Origin of the sequence: Actinopolyspora mortivallis DSM 44261, from assembly GCF_000384035.1 — a bacterium.
Lineage (GTDB): Bacteria > Actinomycetota > Actinomycetes > Mycobacteriales > Pseudonocardiaceae > Actinopolyspora > Actinopolyspora mortivallis.
Genome location: NZ_KB913024.1, coordinates 1,669,316 through 1,689,222 on the forward strand (window position 1 = coordinate 1,669,316; position 19,907 = coordinate 1,689,222).

The 19,907-nt window shown below is 67.8% G+C and carries 18 protein-coding genes; 10 read left to right on the forward strand and 8 right to left on the reverse strand.

Features of this window, described 5'->3' with window-relative positions:
• Positions 1 to 10: 10 nt before the first annotated feature.
• Positions 11 to 775, reverse strand: coding sequence for a maleylpyruvate isomerase family mycothiol-dependent enzyme (locus ACTMO_RS0108095; RefSeq protein ID WP_019854180.1), 765 nt, complete (start codon positions 773 to 775; stop codon positions 11 to 13).
• Between the two features lie 418 nt (positions 776 to 1,193).
• Between ACTMO_RS0108095 and uvrA the strand changes: the two genes are divergently transcribed.
• Both uvrA and ACTMO_RS0108110 read left to right on the forward strand, forming a co-directional pair.
• On the forward strand, positions 1,194 to 4,070 hold the full coding sequence (gene uvrA / locus ACTMO_RS0108100; RefSeq protein WP_019854181.1) for an excinuclease ABC subunit UvrA: 2,877 nt from the start codon (positions 1,194 to 1,196) through the stop codon (positions 4,068 to 4,070).
• Between the two features lie 391 nt (positions 4,071 to 4,461).
• On the forward strand, positions 4,462 to 5,571 hold the full coding sequence (locus ACTMO_RS0108110; protein WP_019854183.1) for a J domain-containing protein: 1,110 nt from the start codon (positions 4,462 to 4,464) through the stop codon (positions 5,569 to 5,571).
• Positions 5,572 to 5,605: 34 nt separating this feature from the next.
• On the opposite strand, the gene ACTMO_RS0108115 is transcribed toward ACTMO_RS0108110, so the two are convergent.
• From ACTMO_RS0108115 to ACTMO_RS0108140, 6 genes are all read right to left on the reverse strand, one after another.
• Positions 5,606 to 7,198 (reverse strand): beta-N-acetylhexosaminidase, encoded by a 1,593-nt coding sequence (locus ACTMO_RS0108115; protein WP_019854184.1) that lies wholly within the window; start codon positions 7,196 to 7,198, stop codon positions 5,606 to 5,608.
• Positions 7,195 to 8,091 carry a carbohydrate ABC transporter permease gene (locus ACTMO_RS0108120; RefSeq protein WP_019854185.1) on the reverse strand — a complete coding sequence of 299 codons (897 nt, stop codon included), beginning with the start codon at positions 8,089 to 8,091 and terminating at the stop codon, positions 7,195 to 7,197. The genes ACTMO_RS0108115 and ACTMO_RS0108120 overlap by 4 nt, the downstream gene beginning before the upstream one ends.
• Complete coding sequence (locus ACTMO_RS0108125) at positions 8,088 to 9,065, reverse strand: carbohydrate ABC transporter permease (RefSeq protein WP_019854186.1); 978 nt, start codon at positions 9,063 to 9,065, stop codon at positions 8,088 to 8,090. The genes ACTMO_RS0108120 and ACTMO_RS0108125 overlap by 4 nt, the downstream gene beginning before the upstream one ends.
• 31 nt (positions 9,066 to 9,096) lie before the next feature.
• Positions 9,097 to 10,380: an extracellular solute-binding protein gene (locus tag ACTMO_RS0108130; protein ID WP_019854187.1), complete on the reverse strand. Its 1,284-nt coding sequence runs from the start codon at positions 10,378 to 10,380 to the stop codon at positions 9,097 to 9,099.
• Positions 10,381 to 10,644: 264 nt separating this feature from the next.
• Complete coding sequence (locus ACTMO_RS0108135; protein WP_019854188.1) at positions 10,645 to 11,781, reverse strand: lactonase family protein; 1,137 nt, start codon at positions 11,779 to 11,781, stop codon at positions 10,645 to 10,647.
• 148 nt (positions 11,782 to 11,929) lie between these two features.
• Entirely contained in the window at positions 11,930 to 13,234 is a 1,305-nt protein-coding gene (locus tag ACTMO_RS0108140; RefSeq protein WP_019854189.1) for an amino acid deaminase, read from the reverse strand.
• 162 nt (positions 13,235 to 13,396) lie between these two features.
• Here ACTMO_RS0108140 and ACTMO_RS0108145 point away from each other — a divergent pair, with 162 nt between their 5' ends.
• The 3 genes from ACTMO_RS0108145 (at position 13,397) to ACTMO_RS0108155 (ending at position 15,660) form a co-directional block, all read left to right on the forward strand.
• Positions 13,397 to 14,143: an IclR family transcriptional regulator gene (locus ACTMO_RS0108145; protein WP_019854190.1), complete on the forward strand. Its 747-nt coding sequence runs from the start codon at positions 13,397 to 13,399 to the stop codon at positions 14,141 to 14,143.
• A gap of 20 nt (positions 14,144 to 14,163) precedes the next feature.
• A complete protein-coding gene (locus ACTMO_RS0108150) occupies positions 14,164 to 14,553 on the forward strand; it encodes a RidA family protein (protein WP_019854191.1) in 390 nt (129 codons plus the stop codon).
• A gap of 96 nt (positions 14,554 to 14,649) precedes the next feature.
• Positions 14,650 to 15,660, forward strand: coding sequence for an endonuclease/exonuclease/phosphatase family protein (locus tag ACTMO_RS0108155; protein WP_026448989.1), 1,011 nt, complete (start codon positions 14,650 to 14,652; stop codon positions 15,658 to 15,660).
• 32 nt (positions 15,661 to 15,692) lie between these two features.
• On the opposite strand, the gene ACTMO_RS0108160 is transcribed toward ACTMO_RS0108155, so the two are convergent.
• Positions 15,693 to 16,109, reverse strand: coding sequence for a DUF1844 domain-containing protein (locus tag ACTMO_RS0108160; RefSeq protein WP_019854193.1), 417 nt, complete (start codon positions 16,107 to 16,109; stop codon positions 15,693 to 15,695).
• Between the two features lie 217 nt (positions 16,110 to 16,326).
• On the opposite strand from ACTMO_RS0108160, the gene infC reads away from it, so the two are divergent.
• From infC to pheS, 5 genes are all read left to right on the forward strand, one after another.
• Positions 16,327 to 16,938 (forward strand): translation initiation factor IF-3, encoded by a 612-nt coding sequence (gene infC / locus ACTMO_RS0108165; RefSeq protein WP_084792096.1) that lies wholly within the window; start codon positions 16,327 to 16,329, stop codon positions 16,936 to 16,938.
• Positions 16,939 to 17,059: 121 nt separating this feature from the next.
• Positions 17,060 to 17,254: a 50S ribosomal protein L35 gene (gene rpmI / locus ACTMO_RS0108170; protein WP_019854195.1), complete on the forward strand. Its 195-nt coding sequence runs from the start codon at positions 17,060 to 17,062 to the stop codon at positions 17,252 to 17,254.
• 125 nt (positions 17,255 to 17,379) lie between these two features.
• Entirely contained in the window at positions 17,380 to 17,748 is a 369-nt protein-coding gene (gene rplT, locus ACTMO_RS0108175; protein WP_019854196.1) for a 50S ribosomal protein L20, read from the forward strand.
• A 50-nt stretch (positions 17,749 to 17,798) separates the two neighbouring features.
• The gene (locus ACTMO_RS0108180) at positions 17,799 to 18,647 is read left to right on the forward strand and encodes a TrmH family RNA methyltransferase (protein WP_019854197.1); all 849 of its coding nucleotides are present in this window, start codon (positions 17,799 to 17,801) and stop codon (positions 18,645 to 18,647) included.
• Between the two features lie 168 nt (positions 18,648 to 18,815).
• Complete coding sequence (gene pheS, locus ACTMO_RS0108185; RefSeq protein ID WP_019854198.1) at positions 18,816 to 19,883, forward strand: phenylalanine--tRNA ligase subunit alpha; 1,068 nt, start codon at positions 18,816 to 18,818, stop codon at positions 19,881 to 19,883.
• The last annotated feature ends 24 nt before the right edge of the window (positions 19,884 to 19,907 follow it).

Genomic DNA, 19,907 nt, shown 5'->3' on the forward strand with positions numbered 1-19,907 from the left:
GCGGAAGGGCTCACAGCCACGGCGGCAGCGTGGGCGGTGAACCGGTGAGTTCGTCCGGGCCGGTGCGTCCCAGCAGCCACCCCAGGACCCTGTCGGCCCTGCCCCGGACCCTGCGGCGTTCGTTCCGCGCCTCGCCCAGTTCCCAGACGGTACTGCTTCCGTCGTCGAACTCGATTGTCATCGACAACGGCGGTACGTCCGGTCTGCCGACGAGTTGGCGGACGGTGTCGTTGAGCAGGGTTTCGAGGTCCCCCCGGGGGATGTCCGCGAAACCGGGCCCGTAGTCGAGGTCGACCAGATGCACCCGTACCTCGAGCAGGCGTCTGCGCAGCACCTCGTAGGCGGGAACCGGTTTGCCGGGGGAAATCACCACCTCGGTGTGCCAGTCCTGGGCATGCAGCCCCCGGGCGGCTTCGAAGAAGCGTCCGGCCGAGGCGGCCAGGTCCTCGAACAGCAGCCGGTGGCTGCGGTGGGCACCTTCCGCGATGTCGGCGTCCCGGTCCTCGGCGCTGGGGTACATGGGGTGTTCGACACCGGTGTGCGCCCAGGTGAGCAGGTTCACGCAACCGTCCGCGTGACGGGCGAGATGGGTGATCACGTGGGCCCGTTTCCACCCGGGAAGCAGGCTGGGGGCGTGCACGGTGACCTCGTCCATGGCCTCGACCGTGCTGAGCAGCGTACTCGTGGCCCCCTGGACCGCCGCGATGAGCCGGTTCGTCCCGATCGGCTCGACGGTGTCTCGTCCGTCTCCCGAACGGAACTCGAGATCGACCATGTTCCTCCTTCCGAGGGGATGGTGCGAGCTCGCTGGCCCGAGTGAGCGTCGAGCACTGTCGGTTTTCGGGTGCGCACTCGGTGCGGTCGAGGGTAAGTCCGGTCACGGCCTCGGCGGTAGGGTGTGCGTGTACCGTCGTGAGGTGAGCGCGACGTCCGGGCGGGGGCGCCGCACCGGAATTTCCGTTCCGGGGGAGGCGTTGACCGAGGGGTTCCTTCCGCTTCCCGGTGACCGCTCGTGCCGGACCGTCTGTCGGCCCCCTGCCCTAGCATGGGGTGCCGTGCCCGGTTCCCGCCGCACGACCGCTCGCCCGGTCGAGCGGGATCCACGGGGACGGGAAACGGCGTCGGTGGCCTACGGTGACCGGGCGCCACGTGTGCATCCGCATTGACCACGCACTGTGCGAAGGGATTTCCGAGTGGCTGACCGGCTAGTCGTTCGCGGCGCGCGGGAGCACAACCTGAGCGGAATAGATCTCGATCTTCCGCGGGACAGTCTCATCGCCTTCACGGGCCTGTCCGGGTCGGGCAAGTCGAGCCTGGCCTTCGACACGATCTTCGCCGAGGGACAGCGCCGCTACGTCGAGTCGCTGTCGGCCTACGCCAGACAGTTCCTGGGGCAGATGGACAAGCCGGACGTGGACTTCATCGAGGGTCTTTCCCCGGCGGTGTCGATCGACCAGAAGTCGACGAGCAGGAACCCGCGGTCGACGGTGGGCACCATCACCGAGGTACACGACTACCTGCGTCTGTTGTTCTCCCGCGCGGGGCGGCCCCACTGTCCCGAATGCGGGGAGGCCATCAGCAAGCAGACCCCGCAGCAGATCGTGGACCAGGTGCTGGAGATGCCGGAACGCACCCGGTTCCAGGTGTTGGCACCGGTGGTGCGGGGCCGTAAGGGCGAGTACGTGGATCTGTTCGAGCAGCTACAGACCCAGGGCTACGCGCGTGTGCGCGTGGACGGGGAGGTCTACCCGCTGGAGAGCCCTCCCACGTTGAAGAAGCAGGAGAAGCACGACATAGCCGTGGTCGTGGACCGGCTCACGGTGAAACCGAGTGCCAAGCAGCGGCTGACCGACTCCGTCGAGACGGCGCTGCGACTGGCGGACGGACTGGTCGTGCTGGAGTTCGTCGACGTCGACGAGCAGCAGGGCCAGCGGGAACGCAAGTTCTCGGAGAACTTCGCCTGCCCCAACGGGCACCCCTTCGGGGTGGAGGAGCTGGAACCCAGGGCCTTCTCGTTCAACTCTCCCTACGGCGCGTGCGCGGAATGCGCGGGACTGGGGATCCGCAAGGAGGTGGATCCGGAGCTGATCGTCCCCGACGAGGACCTGTCGTTGTCCGAGGGGGCGATCGCCCCGTGGAACGGCGGGAACACCGCCGAGTACTTCACCAGAATGCTGACCGCGCTTTCCGAATCCCTCGGGTTCCGCATGGACACCCCCTGGAAGCGGCTGTCCACCAAGGTGAAGAAGGCGGTACTGCACGGCACCAACGACCAGGTGCACATGCGCTACCGGAACCGTTACGGCAGGCAACGTTCGTACTACGCCGCCTACGAGGGCGTCATTCCCTTCCTGGAGCGCAGGCTGGAGCAGACCGAGTCGGACTACGCCAGGGAGAAGTACGAGGGGTACATGCGCGACGTGCCGTGCCCCTCCTGCGCGGGCAGCAGGCTCAAGCCGGAGATCCTCGCCGTGACCGTGGAGAACTCCGAGCTCGGTGAGAAGTCGATCGCCGAGGTCAGTGCGCTGAGCGTGCGGGACTGCTCGACGTTCCTCGAAGGTCTGGTACTCGACGAGCGTGAGCGCATGATAGCCGGACGGGTGCTCAAGGAGGTGCAGGCCAGACTCGGTTTCCTGCTCGACGTCGGGCTGGACTACCTGTCGCTGGACCGTCCCGCGGGCACCCTCTCCGGAGGAGAGGCCCAGCGTATCCGGCTGGCCACCCAGATCGGCTCCGGTCTGGTGGGAGTGCTGTACGTGCTGGACGAGCCGTCGATCGGGTTGCACCAGCGGGACAACCACCGGCTGCTGGGTACTCTGAACCGGCTGCGCGACCTGGGGAACACCCTGATCGTCGTCGAGCACGACGAGGACACGGTACGCAGCGCGGACTGGGTGGTCGACATCGGCCCCGGGGCGGGTGAGCACGGCGGTCGCGTGGTGCACGCGGGTCCCGTGCGGGAGCTGCTGGACAACGAGAACTCGTTGACCGGCGACTACCTGTCCCGACGCAGGCGCATCGAGCTTCCCACCGCTCGGCGCCCCCGCGATCCGAAACGCCAGTTGACCGTGGTGGGCGCACGGGAGAACAACCTGCGTGAGATCGACGTCTCCTTTCCGCTGGGCTGCCTGATCGGGGTGACCGGTGTTTCGGGCTCGGGCAAGTCCACCCTGGTCAACGACGTGCTGGCCTCCTCGTTGGCGAACAAGGTGAACGGGGCACGCACGGTTCCCGGACGGCACAAGAGACTCCGGGGGCTGGAGCGGGTGGACAAGCTCGTCCAGGTGGACCAGTCCCCGATCGGTCGTACGCCGCGTTCCAACCCGGCCACCTACACCGGGGTTTTCGACCGTATCCGCAAGCTGTTCGCCGCCACCAACGAAGCCAAGGTGCGCGGATACCAGCCGGGGCGGTTCTCGTTCAATCTCAAAGGGGGGCGCTGCGAGGCCTGTGCCGGTGACGGCACCCTGAAGATCGAGATGAACTTCCTGCCCGACGTGTACGTGCCCTGCGAGGTGTGCAAGGGAGCCCGGTACAACCGGGAGACCCTCGAGGTGCACTACAAGGGCAAGAGCATCGCCGAGGTGCTGGACATGCCGATCGAGGAGGCGGCCGAGTTCTTCGAGCCGATCACCGCGATCCATCGCCACCTCAGGACGCTGGTCGACGTGGGGCTGGGCTACGTGCGTCTGGGGCAACCCGCGCCGACGCTGTCGGGGGGTGAGGCCCAGCGGGTCAAACTCGCCAGCGAACTGCAGAAACGTTCCACCGGACAGACCATCTACGTCCTGGACGAGCCGACCACGGGACTGCACTTCGAGGATATCCGGAAGCTGCTGGGCGTGATCAACGGGCTGGTCGACAAGGGCAACACCGTGATCGTCATCGAGCACAACCTCGACGTCATCAAGATGGCCGACTGGCTGCTGGACCTGGGCCCGGAGGGCGGTGACGGCGGGGGGACTCTCGTCGCCCAGGGCACGCCCGAACAGGTGTGCCGCGTGGAGAGCAGCCACACCGGCCGGTACCTGGCCCCGGTGCTGGAGGAACACGGGGCGATCACCCGTTGAGATCCGCTCGCCGAGCACGGACGGGCACTCCTCGGAGGTGCTGGCCCGGGCGGGACCGAACCCCCCGGGCCAGCACCGGGAGTTTCGAACAGTCCCGGTTCCTCCCGGAGGGGGGATGGAAAAGCCGGTGGCCTTTCCCGCTCCCGTGGCGGGCGGTTCCGGGGCCGGCCTCGACGAGGAACGTCCGATTCTTCCGGACGTTGATCACCACGATGGAGTCTCGCGGTGGGCTCCGGACACTGTGTACGCTGTCGCCACCCGACAGTCCGGTACTGCCGGACGGATGATACGTGTTTTCTGCCCGATGATCGGCTGGGCGCCGAGTCCGTGACGGGACGGGAGACCGGCGCCCGTATCGTCACGGTGCCGGAACGGAAGGTGGACGCGTAGCGTGAGCGGGGTCGACTACTACGAGCTGCTCGGAGTGGCTCGGGACGCGTCGGCGGCGGAGATCAAGTCGGCTTACCGGTCGCTTGCTCGTGTCATGCATCCCGACGCCGGCGGAACGGCCGGTACTTTCCGGAATCTCCAGGAAGCCTACGAGACGCTCAGCGATCCGGACCGCCGTGCGGCCTACGACCGTGGGGAACTGGACGGGCGAGCACGGGAGCCGGCGGGCGGCCCCGCGGCTTTTCGCCGCCGAGGTTTCACACGCCGCAGCCGCAGGGACTTCGGGGCCGATCCGCACTTCGTGCCTCCCACCCCGGAGCTCGATGTGGACCGATTGCCGTGGTGGCACGCGGTGAACCCGAAACAACCTGTGCGCTACATCCCGCGCGCCTCCTACCGGGGAGGGGTGACGGCGAGTGTGGTCGGAGGGTGGGCACTGCTGTTGCCGGTGGTGTTGGTCAGCGAGGTCTGGCCGGTACTGCTGGTGCTGTGGCTGATGCCGGCGATCGTGGTGGCCGGGGCCTACCGCTACGGACCCGAGTACCTGCCTGCCGCGGCCGAGGACCGCGCGTTCATCACGGAGTTCGGACGGTGCACCGTTTTCGGGGAACCGGCCGGGGTGCGGGGAGAACACGGGGAGAGGCTGACCGCGGAACTGCTGGACAAGTACCTGACCCGGTTACCGGGAGTCAAGATATTCCACGGGCTGTCCTGGCCCGGATCGGTGTTCGCCGATATCGACCACGCGGTGCTCTGCGGCAGAAGACTGGTGCTCATCGAGTCCAAGATGTGGCTTCCGGGGCACTACACGGTCGACGCCGACGGCACGCTGCGCCGGAACGGGAGCGTTTTCCGCGGGGGAGGAACCCGGCTTCCCGAGGGGATCGCCGCCTACCGTGAGTTGCTGGAGGACATCGAGGTGGTGGGTGCGTTGGTGCTGTACCCCAGCCGTGCGGGTGAGATAACCGCCAGCGAGGCGCCGGGGACCGTTCCCGCGCCGCCGATGACTCCCACGGGGTTCGTGACCGAGGTGGGCGGGTACCTGGCCGCGGATCCGGCCAGTGTGCACCGGGACGCTTTCCGTGCGGTGCTGTCCAGAGTGATCCCCTGAGAGTCCGTTCCGAGTGGTGCCTCCGGAGGAGAGCTCACCGAGGGTTGCCGGGTATGTCCGGCCGGGTCTGCCACGGGTGGGGTCCCCCCAAGGGGCGGAACTCGACACCGAAGGCCTCCAGCCTGGGCAGGTGGTACATGCTCAGTCGCCGGTGGAAACGCGCGAACTCCCTTCGGGCCGGTTCGGACCAGGCCACCTCCGCGAGCGCACACAGGCGCGGAAAAGCCGCGTAATCCACTCTGGACGGTGTGTCCAGGTGCTCGGTCCACACCTGGGCCTGGGTGCCGAGAACACGGTGGGCGCTCTCCGCGGGAACTCCCTGTGGAACGGGTTCGTAGGAGTAGACGTCCTCGAGAGTGCTGAGAAAACCCACCGGAACCGGTTCCCTGGGGTCGTCGGACTGTCGGTGGTCCAGGTACACCGGCTGTTCGGGGCACATGACCGTGTCGTAGCCGCCCGTGGCGGCCCGGACGCCACCGTGTTCGCCGCGCCAGGAGGCGACGATGCTGCCGGCGGGAGGATCCTCACCGGCATCGAGGATCTCGTCCCAGCCCAGTGCTCTCCGCCCCCGCCCGTGCAGGTGGTCGATCATCCGTCGGAGGAACCACCCGTGCAGGCGCGCCGGTTCGGACAGTCCCAACGCGCGGCTCCGGGCCACACATCTCCGACTGTTCTCCCACTCGGTGGTGGGGACCTCGTCCCCGCCGACACAGACGACCTCGGCCGGAAACGTCGCGAGCACGTGGTCGAACACGCGTTTGAAGAAGTCCACGGTGGCTTCCTCCGCGTTGAGCACGTGTTCACTGACCCCCCAGGACGTCCAGACCTCCAGTTGCCTGTCCGGGTCGGTCCCCAGCCACGGATAGGAGGCCAGGGCTGCCTGACAGTGGCCGGGTACGTCCACCTCCGGCACCACGGTGACGTGGTGTTCGGCCGCGTAGGAGACGATCTCGAGGAGATCCGCGGTGGTGTAGTACCCCCCGTGCGGGCGGGACAGGTGACCGGCTCGTGGCCCCGCTCCGAGTTGGGAACCCCTCCGCCAGGCCCCGACCTCCGTCAGCCGGGGCAGCCCCGGTACCTCGATGCGCCACCCCTGGTCGTCGGTGAGGTGCAGGTGCAGCACGTTGAGCTTGTGTGCGGAGAGAAGCTCGACGAAACGGAGGATTTCGCGTTTGGGCAGGAAGTGGCGGGCCAGGTCCAGATGACAGCCCCGCCACGGAAACCGGGGGGCGTCGGCGATCTCGCCACAGGGAATCCGCCACGGGCCGGCACCGACGGGGGAACGGCGCCAGGCCGGGGGGCCGAGCAGTTGTCGCACCGTCTGTGCCGCGTGATGGGCGCCCGCCGGGTCATGGGCCAGCACCTCGATCCCCGTGGCGGTGATCTCCATCCGGTACCCCTCCCGGTGGGGCACGCGCTCCGGGTCGAGACGGAAGACGATGTCTCCTTCCGCCACCTCGCGCAGAGGCAGGCCGGTGGCACGCCCCACCGTGTCCCGGAACCAACCCACCGTTCGCGGCTCTCCGGAGAGCGTCGTTTCCTCCCGCAGGGTGAACACCCCGGAGCCCGCTCGGATGTGCGCCGGGCGCGGGACGACCGAGTCCAGTGTGGCGACGGGGGCGCTCATTCCTTCACCGCCCCGGCTATTCCGGACACCAGGTGACGTTGGACCAGTACGAAGAAGACCAGCACCGGAATCGTCATCAACGTGGAACCGGCCATGATGGCTCCCCAGTCGTTGCCGGTGGGTTTGAAGAACACGAGAACGGCCAGCGGCAGGGTCTGGTTCTCGGTGGCCGAGATGATGAAGGTCTTGGCGAACAGGAAGTCGTTCCAGGCGTGGATGAACGACAGCACGCTCATCGCCACGAGCCCCGGAGCGACCAACGGGAAGAGCACCTGCCAGGTGAACCGGAACCTGCTCGCACCGTCCAGGGTCGCGGCCTCCTCGAGTTCGGCCGGCACGGCCGCGACGAACCCGCGCAACATCCAGATCGCGAACGGAAGACTGAAGGCCAGGTGCACCAGCACCAGTGACCCCAGGTGGTTCAGCCCGAACCAGGGGGCCACCTCCCCCACGGAGCGCATCAGGAAGAACAGCGGGATGGTCAGCGCCTCGACCGGAACCATCTGTGCGGTCAGGATCATCACCAGCAGTACCGTTCTGCCGCGGAAACGGAACCTGGTCAGGGCCACCGCCGCCAGGAAGGACACCACCAGGGACACCACCACCACGACTCCGGCCACCAGGAGACTGTTCAGGAAGTAGCGGCCGAAGTCGTTCACGGTGAACACCCGACGGAAGTTCTCCAGGGTGGGCGACAGCGTCCACGGACGCGGATCGGTGGACTGGATCTGTCCGCGCGGTTTGAACGCGGTGAGCAGCATCCAGTAGAGCGGGAAGGCCACCACCGCGGCCACGAGCACCGTGGTGATCTCAGCCAGGGTCCGGCCAGGTCGCCTGAACAGCTGTTTCCTTCTCCGGCCCGTGGTGGGGGCGGTACGGGTCGCGGTCGTCATGCGTTTTCCCCGGTTCCTCGTTGCACGCGCAGGTAGATCACCGTGATCAGCAGCAACAGGGCGGTCATCACCACTCCGATGGCCGAACCGAGCCCGTAGTTGGACCCGGCGAAGGCCTCCTGGTAGGCGTAGACGTTGAGCACCAGGTTCTGTCCCGCCACGCCACCGCCGTCGGTCATCACGTAGATCTGGGTGAATATCTTGAAGTCCCAGATGATCGACTGGATGGTGGCGATGACCAGCAGAGGACGCAGCATCGGCAGCAGCACGCTGCGTGCCGTCCGCCAGGTGGAGGCCCCGTCCAGCGAGGCCGCCTCGACCATCTCCTCCGGGATCGCCTTGATGCCCGCGTACATGGTCACCATGACGAAGGGGAAGGAGCACCAGATCACTTCGCCCGCCACCAGGGCGAAGGCGACGAACCGGTCGTAGGTCCAGGAGAACCCTTCCATACCCGTGAGGCCGATCCCGGTGAGCACCTCGTTGACCAGTCCGAAGTCCTGGTCGAACAGGAACAGCCAGACCGTGGACCCGGCCACGGCGGGGGTGGCCCACGCCCCCAGGGCGGCCAGGAACAGCAGTGCGCGCGGCAGCTGACGGACCCTGCTCGCCAACACGGCCAGGGTGATTCCGACGGCCAGGCTGCCCGCCACGCAGACCGCGGCGAATCCGCAGGTGTTGAGCAACACCATCCAGAACCGTGGGTCACCCAACAGTTGGGTGTAGTTCCCGAGCCCGAGGAACTCCAGGGGAGCTCCCCCACTGGCCTGTGCCTGCCCGTACTCGTACAGCGAGAGCTGGACGAGTTGGTAGAGGGGGTAGGCCATCACCGAGACCAGTACGATCCCGGCGGGGGTGAGGTACAGGGCGGCGGTCCGCGCCTGTCCTCGGTGCGCACGGCGAGGGCGTACGGATCCTCCGGAGGGTTCTGGTGCGCCGTCCCGTTGTGGGGTGAGGGTCGACTGGGCGGTCATGGGCGGAACTCGTCTCCGAATCGTGGGGTTCTCACTCCCGGAACGTGTCGTTCATGCGTCGGGCGGCTTCCGCGGTGGCGGGGCCGAGTTCGCCCTCGGTGACGATGCGCTGGACCATGGTCGGCAGGATCTCCTGGGCGTCGATCTCGGACCAGGCGGGTGTGGCCGGAACGAACCTGGTTCCCGCCTGCAGCGTCTCGACGAAGGGGCGTACCGTCGGGTCCTCCGAGGACACCTGGTTCTGCACGTCCTCGAAGGTGGGCAGGTATCCCATCGCCTCGTACATGTCACGCTGGTACTTCTTTCCCGCCAGTACCCGGATGAACTCCTTGGCCAGTGAGGACCGGTCCGAGGAGCGCAGTACTCCCAGCAGGTTCCCTCCCGCGAAGGCGGGGGCGATCTCGCCGGGTTCGGTACCGGGAAGCGGGACGACGTCGTAGTGGTCACCGGCCGCCCCCGCGTCCACGGCCGCGCGGTTGAAGTCTCCCCCGATGGTCATCGCCGCCTTGCCCCCGGCGAAGGCCTGCACGCTTTCCGTGCCGGTCAGCTGGGCGCACTGCTCCGGCGGGCAGACGTCGGGCTCCAGCAGCTCGGTGTAGGCCTCTATTCCCGCACGGGCGGCGGGTTCGTCGACGGCCGACTCCCACGTCGCGCCCTCACCACGGGCGAGCTCTCCGCCGTGCGCCCAGATGAACGGCATCATCGCGTAGGTGTACTTGCCACCGGTCGCGATGCCGTACATGTCCGGCCGTGCGGCCCGGACACGGCGTGCCTTCTCGGCGATCTCGCCGAGGGTGCGCGGGGGGTCGAGGTCGAGTTCCTCGAACACGTCCGTGCGGTAGTAGAGGGCGCGTACTCCGGTGAACCAGGGAACCCCGTAGGTCTTTCCGTCCGTGCGGGCCGTTTCCAGCACCGACTCGGAGAGGTCCTGCGCCGCCGGCCAGTTCCCGAGCATGGTGTCGAGTTCGGCCAGTCCTCCCGCGGCGACGTAGCTGGCCAGGTCGGTGTTGCCGAACTCGGCCACGTCGGGGGCGCTGGAGGGGTCGTTGAAGGCTCCGGTGAACCGTTCGGAGCGGGTGTCCACGGCTATGTAGCGCACGTCGACGGTGACGTCCTCGTGCTCGCCCTCGAACTCACGTACCGCCGCGTTCACCACCTCTTCCTTGGGGTCGCGGTTGGCTTCGTCGAACAGCCACACACGCAGGGTCCCGGTGCTTTTGTCCTCTCCGGACGCTCCCTGGTCCACCTGTGGTGGGCCACAACCGGCCAGCAGTGCCCCGGCCACGACCACGGCTGCCGTCTTCCAGAACCGCATGACACCTCCGTTGCGTGGAATGCAACGTTCGTTCTGTTCTGTGCAATGTGCTTGATGCTAGGCGGGGCGTGGAGCGGACACAAGGTCTAGACCGGTGGCGACTGCGAGTGCCCGGAACGGTGAGGTTCACGGCAGCGTGACGGGAACGGGAGTTCTCCGGAAGCGGCCACGGTCACGCGGTTCCGTGCCGGGGCACGGAACCGCGGTCGGTACGAGCGGGCCCGTGGGCGGATCTCTCCGCAAGGACGTGTTCCGGCCCCTTCCTCAGGGTCGGAAAGCCAGCACGGCGGCTCCGGCGACCTCGGCGCTGTCGATCACCGCTCCCAGCTTCCCGGTCACCGTGTTCCGGGCCAGACGGGTGACCGTGCCGGAGTTCTGGTTGGCCACGTACATCCAGCGTTGTCCGGGATCCAACGTGCAGTGTCGCGGCCACTCACCCCCCGTGGGAACACTGTCCACGAGACGGAGACGGGCACCGTGCTCGGAAAGGGCGAACACGGCCACCGTGTCGTCCCCCCGGTTGGTGACATAGCAGGTACGCCCCGGCCGGTCCACCACGACCTCCGCGGGATAGTTCTCCCCCGTGGCTCCCTCCGGCCGGGTGTCGAGGGTGGCACCGGGGGTGAACACGCCCGCGGCGGCGTGCCAGTCCAGTACCGTCACCGTGCTGGCCAGCTCGTTGACCAGATAGGCGTGTCGACCACTCGGATGGAAAGCCAGGTGTCTGGGGCCGTTGCCGGAAGCCACCGAGAGCTGGCTGTTGTGGTGCAGTGTGCCGTTCGCGAGGTTCAGACGGTAGGTGTGGACGGCGTCGGCGCCGAGATCCACGGCGACGACCCATCGACCGCTCGGATCGACGATCACCTGGTGAGCCCTGGGGGGACGTTCGGTCGAGGTGTGCTGGACCAGGTCGGTGAGTTCCCCGATACCTCCGTCCTGCCGGAGACGGTGAACGACCACCGTGCCGTCGGTGTAGTTGGCCGTCAGCAGAAAGCGTCCCGTCGGGTGCACGCTCAGGTGGGTGGGGCCCGCTCCTTCGGTGGAACGGGTGTTGAGCGGGCGCGGATCGTGGGGATCGACGAGGCTCAACGCCGTGACGGAGCCGTTCGGCACGAGTTCGTTGGTCGTGTAGAGCACCCGCCCGTCCGGGGAGAAGGCCAGCCAGGAGGCGTCGGGGACCCCGGGGACCGCCCGACGTGGGACCAGGCTTCCGGAGAGAGTGTCGTGGCAGGCGACCTCGAACCCCTCTCCGGGTGGGGTGGTCCATCCGAAACTGCCGAGATAGGCGGCCCGCAGGTGGCCGTCCGGCCGGGCGTGGGCCGGGGACGAGCCCAGCGCGGTGAGCACTCCCGTGGTGCCGAGGGCGGAGAGGAAGAAACGACGAGTGGCGGCAGGGGACACGTGGCCTCCTCGGAGTCCTCCGCGTGCGGCCCGGGCGGGGCGCGACACGGTGTTGGTTGATCTCGTGCGGGGTAGTGTGCCGCATGTCTCCCAGCTGGACTAGATCAAAGTTCGACGAATCGTCTCTGCCGGAACGACCGGATCGGGATCAGAAGAAGGTGCGCACCAGGTCCACGACCTCGTCGTCCTCGACGACGGGGATGAGCGGCCACTTGTCGAACACCGTGCAGGGATGGGAGAGCCCGCACTCCATCCAGTGGCCGACCTCGACACCCGATTCGGCAGGCAGGGCCACGAAGGCGTGCTGGTCGGCCAGTTCGGTCACTCGACAGTCCCGCAGGGGAAACTCGCCCTCGGCGGTGCGCAGTCGGTGGGGCTGTGGGAGGTCCTGGTCGAAGGAGGCGTCCCGCCGACCGAGGGTCAGCAGAGCCAGTTCGGGTTCGGGACGGGAGGCCACCTGCGCCAGTAACCGGAGCGCGGGACGGAACGGTTCCTCGGGACCGGCCAGACGGTGAGCACGGCCGAAGGGGGACATGGTCCGGTAGAGACCGTGGTCGTGCGTGACGTAGGAGCCGCTGCGGAGCACGGCGAGTACGGGTCTGTCCAGTTCCCACGAGGCGGTGAGCGCTTCGGCCGCCTGGTCGAAATAGGAACTTCCTCCGGCGGTGACGACGATCTCCTCGGTCTCGTCGAACAGGCCCGCCCGACCGATCCGTTCGACCGTTTCGCGCATCGTGCTCAGATAGCGGTCCACCGCGGCGAGCCCGCTGTCGCTGAGATCGTGGGCGAGTGCTCCCTCGTAGCCGCTCACGCCCACCAGTCGCAGGCGGGGGCTGTCATGGGCCGCTCGCGCGACCTCCAGGGCCTGCTCGACGCCGCGCGCTCCGGTGCGTCCGCCCACCCCGCCGAGCTCGACCAACACGTCCACCGGTACGCGGCATTCCGCGGCGGTCAGGTGCTCGGTCATGATCCGCACGTTCTCCGGCGAGTCCACCCAACACCCGAAGCGGAACTCCGGGTCCCTGCCGAGTTCCTCCGCGAGCCAGGTCAGTCCGCTCGGATCCACCAGTTGGTTGGCCAGCAGGACACGGCTGACCCCGAAGGCCCGGTACACCCGTAGTTGACTCGTGTTCGCCGCGGTCAGTCCCCACGCGCCGTGATCGAGTTGGCGTTGGAAGAGCTGGGGAGCCATGGTCGTCTTGCCGTGCGGGCACAGCAACACCCCGTTACGCGCGCACCACTCGGCCATCGTCCGCAGGTTGTGCTCCAGGGCTGCTCGGTCGAGCAGCAGCAGCGGTCCCACGAAACCGCTGGCGCGAAGAGTCGGGCGTTTCTCGAGGAACTGCTCGATCGTGCTCCCGAACGATTCGGCAGGCATTCCCTTGAACCGCCAGTCGATCCGTTCCCGTCGCAGTTCGCGAACCGCCGTGCGGTTCATGGTCGCCGCCCGCACCGACCCTCCAATTGCATGTAACGCAATGGTTATTGCATATATTGCTAGCATGCTGTCTAGCACGTCGCCGTGGGGGCGTCAACGCGCCGAGCACCGGCCGGAAGGCGGGGTCACCGGGATCCCCGGTGGGACTCCGCTCGGCAGGAACCGGAAGGGACGGGAATGAGTCAGAGTCTGCGACGGGGACTCGCGTTGCTGAACGCCCTGGCGGACGGCGCGCGGACTCTCGACCAGCTCGCCGAGACGGTGGGGGTGCACAAGTCCACCGCGATGCGTCTGCTGCGTTCCCTGGAGGACGAGGGCTTCGTGCACCGGCCTGACTCCCATCGGTACAAGCTGGGCAGTGCGCTGTTCGACCTCGCCAACCGAGCCCTGGACGACGTCGAGGTGCGCGAGGTCGCCCGTGAGCACCTACGTGAACTCGGGAACCGTACCGGTCACACCGTGCATCTGGCCGTTCGGGAACGGGACCAGGTGGTCTACGTGGACAAGGTGGACAGCACGCGTCCGGTGCGGATGTACTCCCGGATAGGGGCGCGTGCGCCGCTGCACTGCACGGCGGTCGGCAAGATCCTGATGGCCGGGGTGCCGGAGGAGTCCAGACGGGAGTTCGTGACCGCCCTGGACCGTCCGGCCCTGACCGCCCACACCCTCACCGACGAGCGAACGCTGTTGGAGGAGGTGCGTCGTGCCGCCGACGAGAACTGTGCCCTCGATCGTGGTGAGCACGAGGAGTTCGTGCACTGCCTCGCCTCCGGGGTGCGGGACGCACGGGGAACGATCGTCGCGGCCGTCTCCCTCTCGGCGCCGAAAGTGCTGCTGGACTTCGACGAGCTGCTCGGCTGGCGTGACGAGGTGACCGCGACCTGCGAACGGATCTCGGCCGAGCTCGGTTGGTGGAAAGACTGATCCGCTGAAAGGAGAAACACATGTCCAGAAGTGTCGTGACCACCTCGGCGGCCCCACGGCCCCCGGCGGGGGTTCCCCTTTCCCAGGGAGTGCGCAAGGGGAACCTGGTCCAGGTGTCCGGGCAGACGGGAGTCGACCCCGCCACCGGAAAACCCGTTTCCGATTCCGTGGCCGAACAGACCGAGCGGGCACTGCGCAACGTCCTCGCCGTCCTCGAGGAGGCCGGAGCCGGTGTCGAGGACGTCCTCATGTTGCGGGTCTATCTCACCGACGTGACACATTTCTCCGAGATGAACGAAACCTACGCACGGGTGGTCGGGGAGCCCTACCCGGCGCGGACCACCGTCTACGTCGGACTACCTCCCGGCCTGTTGGTGGAGGTCGACGCCCTGGCCGCCCTCGACGGGTGACCGTGAAACACGGTGCCCCGCCCGGCCGGCACGGACCGGAGGCGGGGTGCCGTTCTCTCATTCTCCGCTCAGGTTCGTGCGGCAGACTCTCTCCCGATGAGGCAGGAACGCACAGCGGGTCGGACGGAACGTGGGACCGAGTCCCCACAGGGGATGCTTGCCGCTGCCCGGCGGATACTCGGACGGATCCGGGGGGAGAAACGTCCCTGGCGTGCCAGGGACACCCTGTTGGGCCTGTTCGCGGGCGCGGTCACCGTGTTGTTCCTGGGACACGGTCTGGTGCCGAACCCGCTGGGGATCGGCACCCTGCTGGACAGTGTCATCCCCTGGTTGGGGGTGCTGCCCGTACTGGCCCTCGTTCCCGCCTTGCTCGGACGGTGTCGGGCCACCGGGCTGCTGCTCGTACCCGTGCTCGTGTGGGCGCTGGTCTTCGGACGTTCGCTTCCGGCCGACGGAGCCTCCGGTGAGGGGCACCTGGAGGTCGTCACGCAGAACCTCTACGCAGACAACCGGGAACCGGAGGTGACCCTGCGCCAACTGGCCCGGACGGGCTCGGACCTGGTCGGTCTGCAGGAAGTCACCAACGGTGACCGTGAGGAGGTCACCGAGATACTCGGTTCGGAGTACCCCCACCACGCGAGTGTGGGAACAGTGGGGCTGTGGAGTCGTTACCCACTCTCGGAGGTCCGTACGGTCGACCTCGGGCTGGGATGGGGCCGCGCCCTGCGGGCCACGGTGCGCACTCCCGAGGGGGTGACCGCCGTGTACACGGTCCACCTTCCCTCGCTGCGTCCCGACCTGGTCGAACGGCGCGATCGTGCACTGGAGCGGTTGGCCGAAGCCGTGCGTGGGGAGAGGATCCGCAGGGTGGTGCTGCTCGGTGACCTCAACACCGCCGGTACGGATCGTGCCCTGGACACGCTCACCGGGGTTCTTCCCGCGCGGGCGGCCTCGGCCACCAACGGGTTCGGTTTCACCTGGCCGGCGGGTTTCCCCGTGGTTCGCCTCGACCACGTGCTCGCACGCGCGATGCGTCCCGTCACCTCCGAGGTGCTCGACACCTCGGGCAGCGACCACCGGGCGGTGCGGACCACCCTGACCTACTGATCCGTCTCGTCGCCGGGGTCGCCGCGGGGAGGTCAGTGCACCGGGCCCGTGTACTTCTCCCCGGGCCCCTGGCCCGGCGGGTCCGGCTCGGCCGAGGCCTCGCGGAAGGCCCGTTGCAGGGTCTGCAGCCCGTCCCGCATGGCTCCCGCGTGCGGACCGAGATACTCCACGGACGAAGTGATCAGTCCGGCCAGGGCGGTGATCAGTCGGCGGGCCTCGTCCAGATCCCGCGCGGGGGCCGTGTCGGGGTCCTCCTCGGCGAGCCCGAGTTTCTCCGCGGCCGCCGACATCAACATCACACCGGCGCGGCTGATCACCTCCACGCTCGGAACACTGGCCAGCTCGCGGACGTTGTCCGTATTACCCGCGGTGTCGAGGCTGTCCCCTCCGGGGCCGTCGAACGTCCGGTCGGCGGGTTCGGGGGACTCGGTTGGCTGCGGCTCGGTCACACCTGTTACTCTTGCATGTGCGCAACGCCCCCGGTCCCTCGGGGGCGGGAAAGTGGAGCCCCGCTCCCACCCGCGTGGCCGAGCCACAGGCTGCCGGGTCCCGATCCCGCCGTCGACGTCGTTCGACGGCGGATTGAAACGGTATGGCATACCGGTTCGATCGGTTGGAGTATGAGGGTCCCGTGGAGCCTGTGAGGGTTCTTCGCGGGGCGGCTGCATTGCTCTAGGGGCGAGCTTCACGCCGCGGTGCAGCAGAGGTACGCCATCGAACCGAGGAGGCCCCATCAGCTCCGAGACGCGCATCAACGACCGTATCCGTGTTCCCGAGGTCCGACTCGTGGGACCCAACGGTGAACAGGTCGGTATCGTCCGTATCGAGGACGCACTCCGGCTCGCCGAGGAAGCGGACCTGGATCTCGTCGAGGTCGCTCCGCAGGCGCGCCCGCCGGTGTGCAAACTCATGGACTACGGCAAGTTCAAGTACGAGAGTGCGCAGAAGGCTCGTGAGTCGCGCCGCAATCAGCAGCAGACCGTCATCAAGGAGCAGAAGCTCCGCCCGAAGATCGATCCGCACGACTACGAGACCAAGAAAGGTCACGTGTCGCGGTTCCTCGGGCAGGGCCACAAGGTCAAGGTGACGATCATGTTCCGTGGCCGTGAGCAGTCGCGTCCCGAACTGGGTTTCCGGCTGCTGGAGCGACTGGCCGAGGATGTCTCCGAGAAGGGCTTCATCGAGGCCAAACCCAAGCAGGACGGCCGCAACATGACCATGGTGCTGGCGCCGCACAAGACCGGCAAGGGCAACAAGAGCAAGGCGAACGCGTCATAACCGTCGAGCGGAATCGGGATCGACAGCGGTCGTCTACCCGGCTGTAACCGCACCCCGAACGCAGGCCGGGCGGGATTCCTCCGGGGATTCTGCCCGGCGTTCGTACGAAAAGAGGACGAAAATGCCGAAGAACAAGACGCACAGCGGTTCCGCCAAGCGGTTCAAGGTCACCGGGTCGGGAAAGCTGCGGCACGAGCGTGCCGGCCGTAGGCACATCCTCGAGAAGAAGTCCAGCAAGCTGAAGCGTCGTCTGGAGGGCACCGCGGAGGTCTCCCAGAACGACAAGAGGCAGGTCAACAAGCTGCTGGGTCGCTGACAAGGCCTCGCCGCGGCCCGCACCGGTGACCGGGTGGCACACACGACCGCGTGCCCCCGGAAGCCCTGACAGCCTTATCAGCCGGGGCGGAACACCGCCCCCAGTACGATCACAGGACGGAACCAATGGCACGCGCCAAGCGAGCGGTGAACGCTCAGAAGAAGCGTCGGAAGATTCTCGAGTCGGCGAAGGGGTACCGCGGGCAGCGTTCTCGGCTCTACCGCAAGGCCAAGGAGCAGATGCTGCACTCGCAGGTCTACTCCTACCGGGACCGCCGTGCCCGCAAGGGTGACTTCCGCAAGCTCTGGATCATGCGCATCAACGCGGCCAGCAGGCAGAACGGCCTCAGCTACAACAGGTTCATGCAGGGACTGAAGGCCGCCGAGATCGAGGTGGACCGCAAGATGCTCGCCGAGCTGGCGGTCAACGATCCGCAGGCCTTCACCGCACTGTGCGACAAGGCCCGTAACAGTCTCGCCGAAGGCGCGGCCTGATTTCCGCTCGTGCGAGTACCCGACGGAGCGGTGTGGTGACCGGAGAGCCGATGTCGCGTCCCCAGCAGGAGCGGACTCCGCTGACGGAGCGTTCCTCCAGGGTGAGCGCTGCTCGTAAGCTCACTCGCCGTTCCGGTCGGGAACGTGCCGGAATGTTCCTGGCCGAAGGGCCGATGGCCGTCGTGGAGGCCTTGGAGGCTGACTCCGAGGGCCGGTCCGGGCCGGGGATGTCCGGCGGAGTACGGGAGGTGTTCGCCACTCCCGAGGGGGCACGGCGTTGTCCCGAGCTGGCGGAGCGCTGCGCCGCCGCGGGAGTGGCCCTGCGCCCGGTGACGGAGCGGGCCGCCGCCGCACTGTCGGAGACGGTCACTCCGCAGGGGTTGGTCGCCGTGTGTGACCTGCCGCGTTCCTCCGTGGAGGAGGTGCTGGCGACTCGGCCCCGCACGGTCGCCGTACTGCTGAACGTCGCGGACCCGGGCAACGCGGGAACCGTGGTGCGTGTCGCCGACGCCGCCGGTGCCGAAGCCGTCCTGTTCGCGGGGGACACCGTCGACCCGTACAACGGAAAGGCGGTTCGTGCCTCCACCGGAAGTGTCTTTCACCTCCCCCTGGTCCGGGAGCGGAACGTGGAGTCCGTGTTCACAGCCTGCCGCGCGGCCGGACTCCGACTGGTCGGTGCCGAGGGCGGAGCGGACGAGGATCTGCACACCGCCGAGCGACGGGGGGCACTGGACACGCCCACCGCCTGGGTGTTCGGCAGCGAGGCTCACGGCCTCGGGGAACACGCCGGGGAGGTGGACCTCACGGTGCGCGTGCCGATCTACGGACGGGCCGAGAGTCTCAATCTGGCCACGGCGGCGGCCGTCTGCCTGTACACCTCGGCACGACGTGCGCGGTGAGCGTGGTTTCGGTGGTCCCGCCCGAGACCGGACGTCGTTGTCCGGTCGTGGTGACGGCGGCGACCCGGTTCACGGCCATCCCATAGACTAACGGCCGGGGAAGAGTTTTCACACGTCAAGGTCGGTTCGCGTGAGCGGGCCGTCGGATACGGGAGTCACACAGCGACGATGTCTGGAGCCAACGACCCGTACGACCCGAAAGAGGTCGTCGCGCTCGCACCGGAGACGCTGCAAGGCGCGGTCGACGACGCCCGCAAGGCATTCGAGGAGGCGGCCGATCTCGACGAGCTGGCCGCGGTCAAACCCGCCCACCTGGGGGAGCGTTCCCCGGTGTTGACAGCACGTCGGGAGATCGGCTCGCTGCCCCCGCAGGCCAAGGCCGACGCGGGTAAGCGGGTCAACGAGACCCGTCGGCTGATCCAGGAGGCCTACGACGCTCGCCACGCCCAGCTCAGTGCCGAACGCGACGCCAGAGTGCTGCGTGAGGAGGCGGTGGACGTCACCCTTCCGACCGACCGGCTTCCCGGCGGAGCTCGTCATCCGATCACCCAGCTCATCGAACGCATCGCGGACGGGTTCGTGGCCATGGGCTGGCAGGTATCGGAGGGGCCGGAGCTGGAGGCGGAGTGGTTCAACTTCGACGCGCTCAACTTCGGCAAGGACCATCCCGCCCGCACGATGCAGGACACCTTCCACATCGCCCCCGACGACTCGGGGCTGGTGCTGCGTACGCAGACCTCCCCGGTGCAGGTCCGTGCGCTGCTGCACAACGATCCGCCGGTCTACCGGATCTCTCCGGGCAGGGTCTTCCGTACCGACGCGCTCGACGCCACCCACACACCGGTCTTCCATCAGGTGGAGGGCCTGGCGGTCGACAGGGATCTGACCATGGCGCATCTGAAGGGAACACTGGACGCCTTCGCCCGTTCGATGTTCGGCCCGCGGTCGTTGACCCGTTTCCGGCCCAGTTTCTTCCCGTTCACCGAACCCTCCGCGGAGGTCGATGTCTGGTTCCCGGAGAAGAAGGGCGGCGCGGGCTGGGTCGAATGGGGTGGCTGCGGCATGGTTCATCCGAACGTGCTGCGCGCTTCCGGGGTCGACCCCGAGACCTATTCCGGATTCGCTTTCGGCATGGGGCTGGAACGGACGCTGCAGTTCCGTAACGGCATTCCCGACATGCGGGACATGGTCGAAGGGGATGTCCGATTCACCGAGGCGTTCGGGATCGGATACTGAGTCCGCCCCTCGCCGGGACGTCCA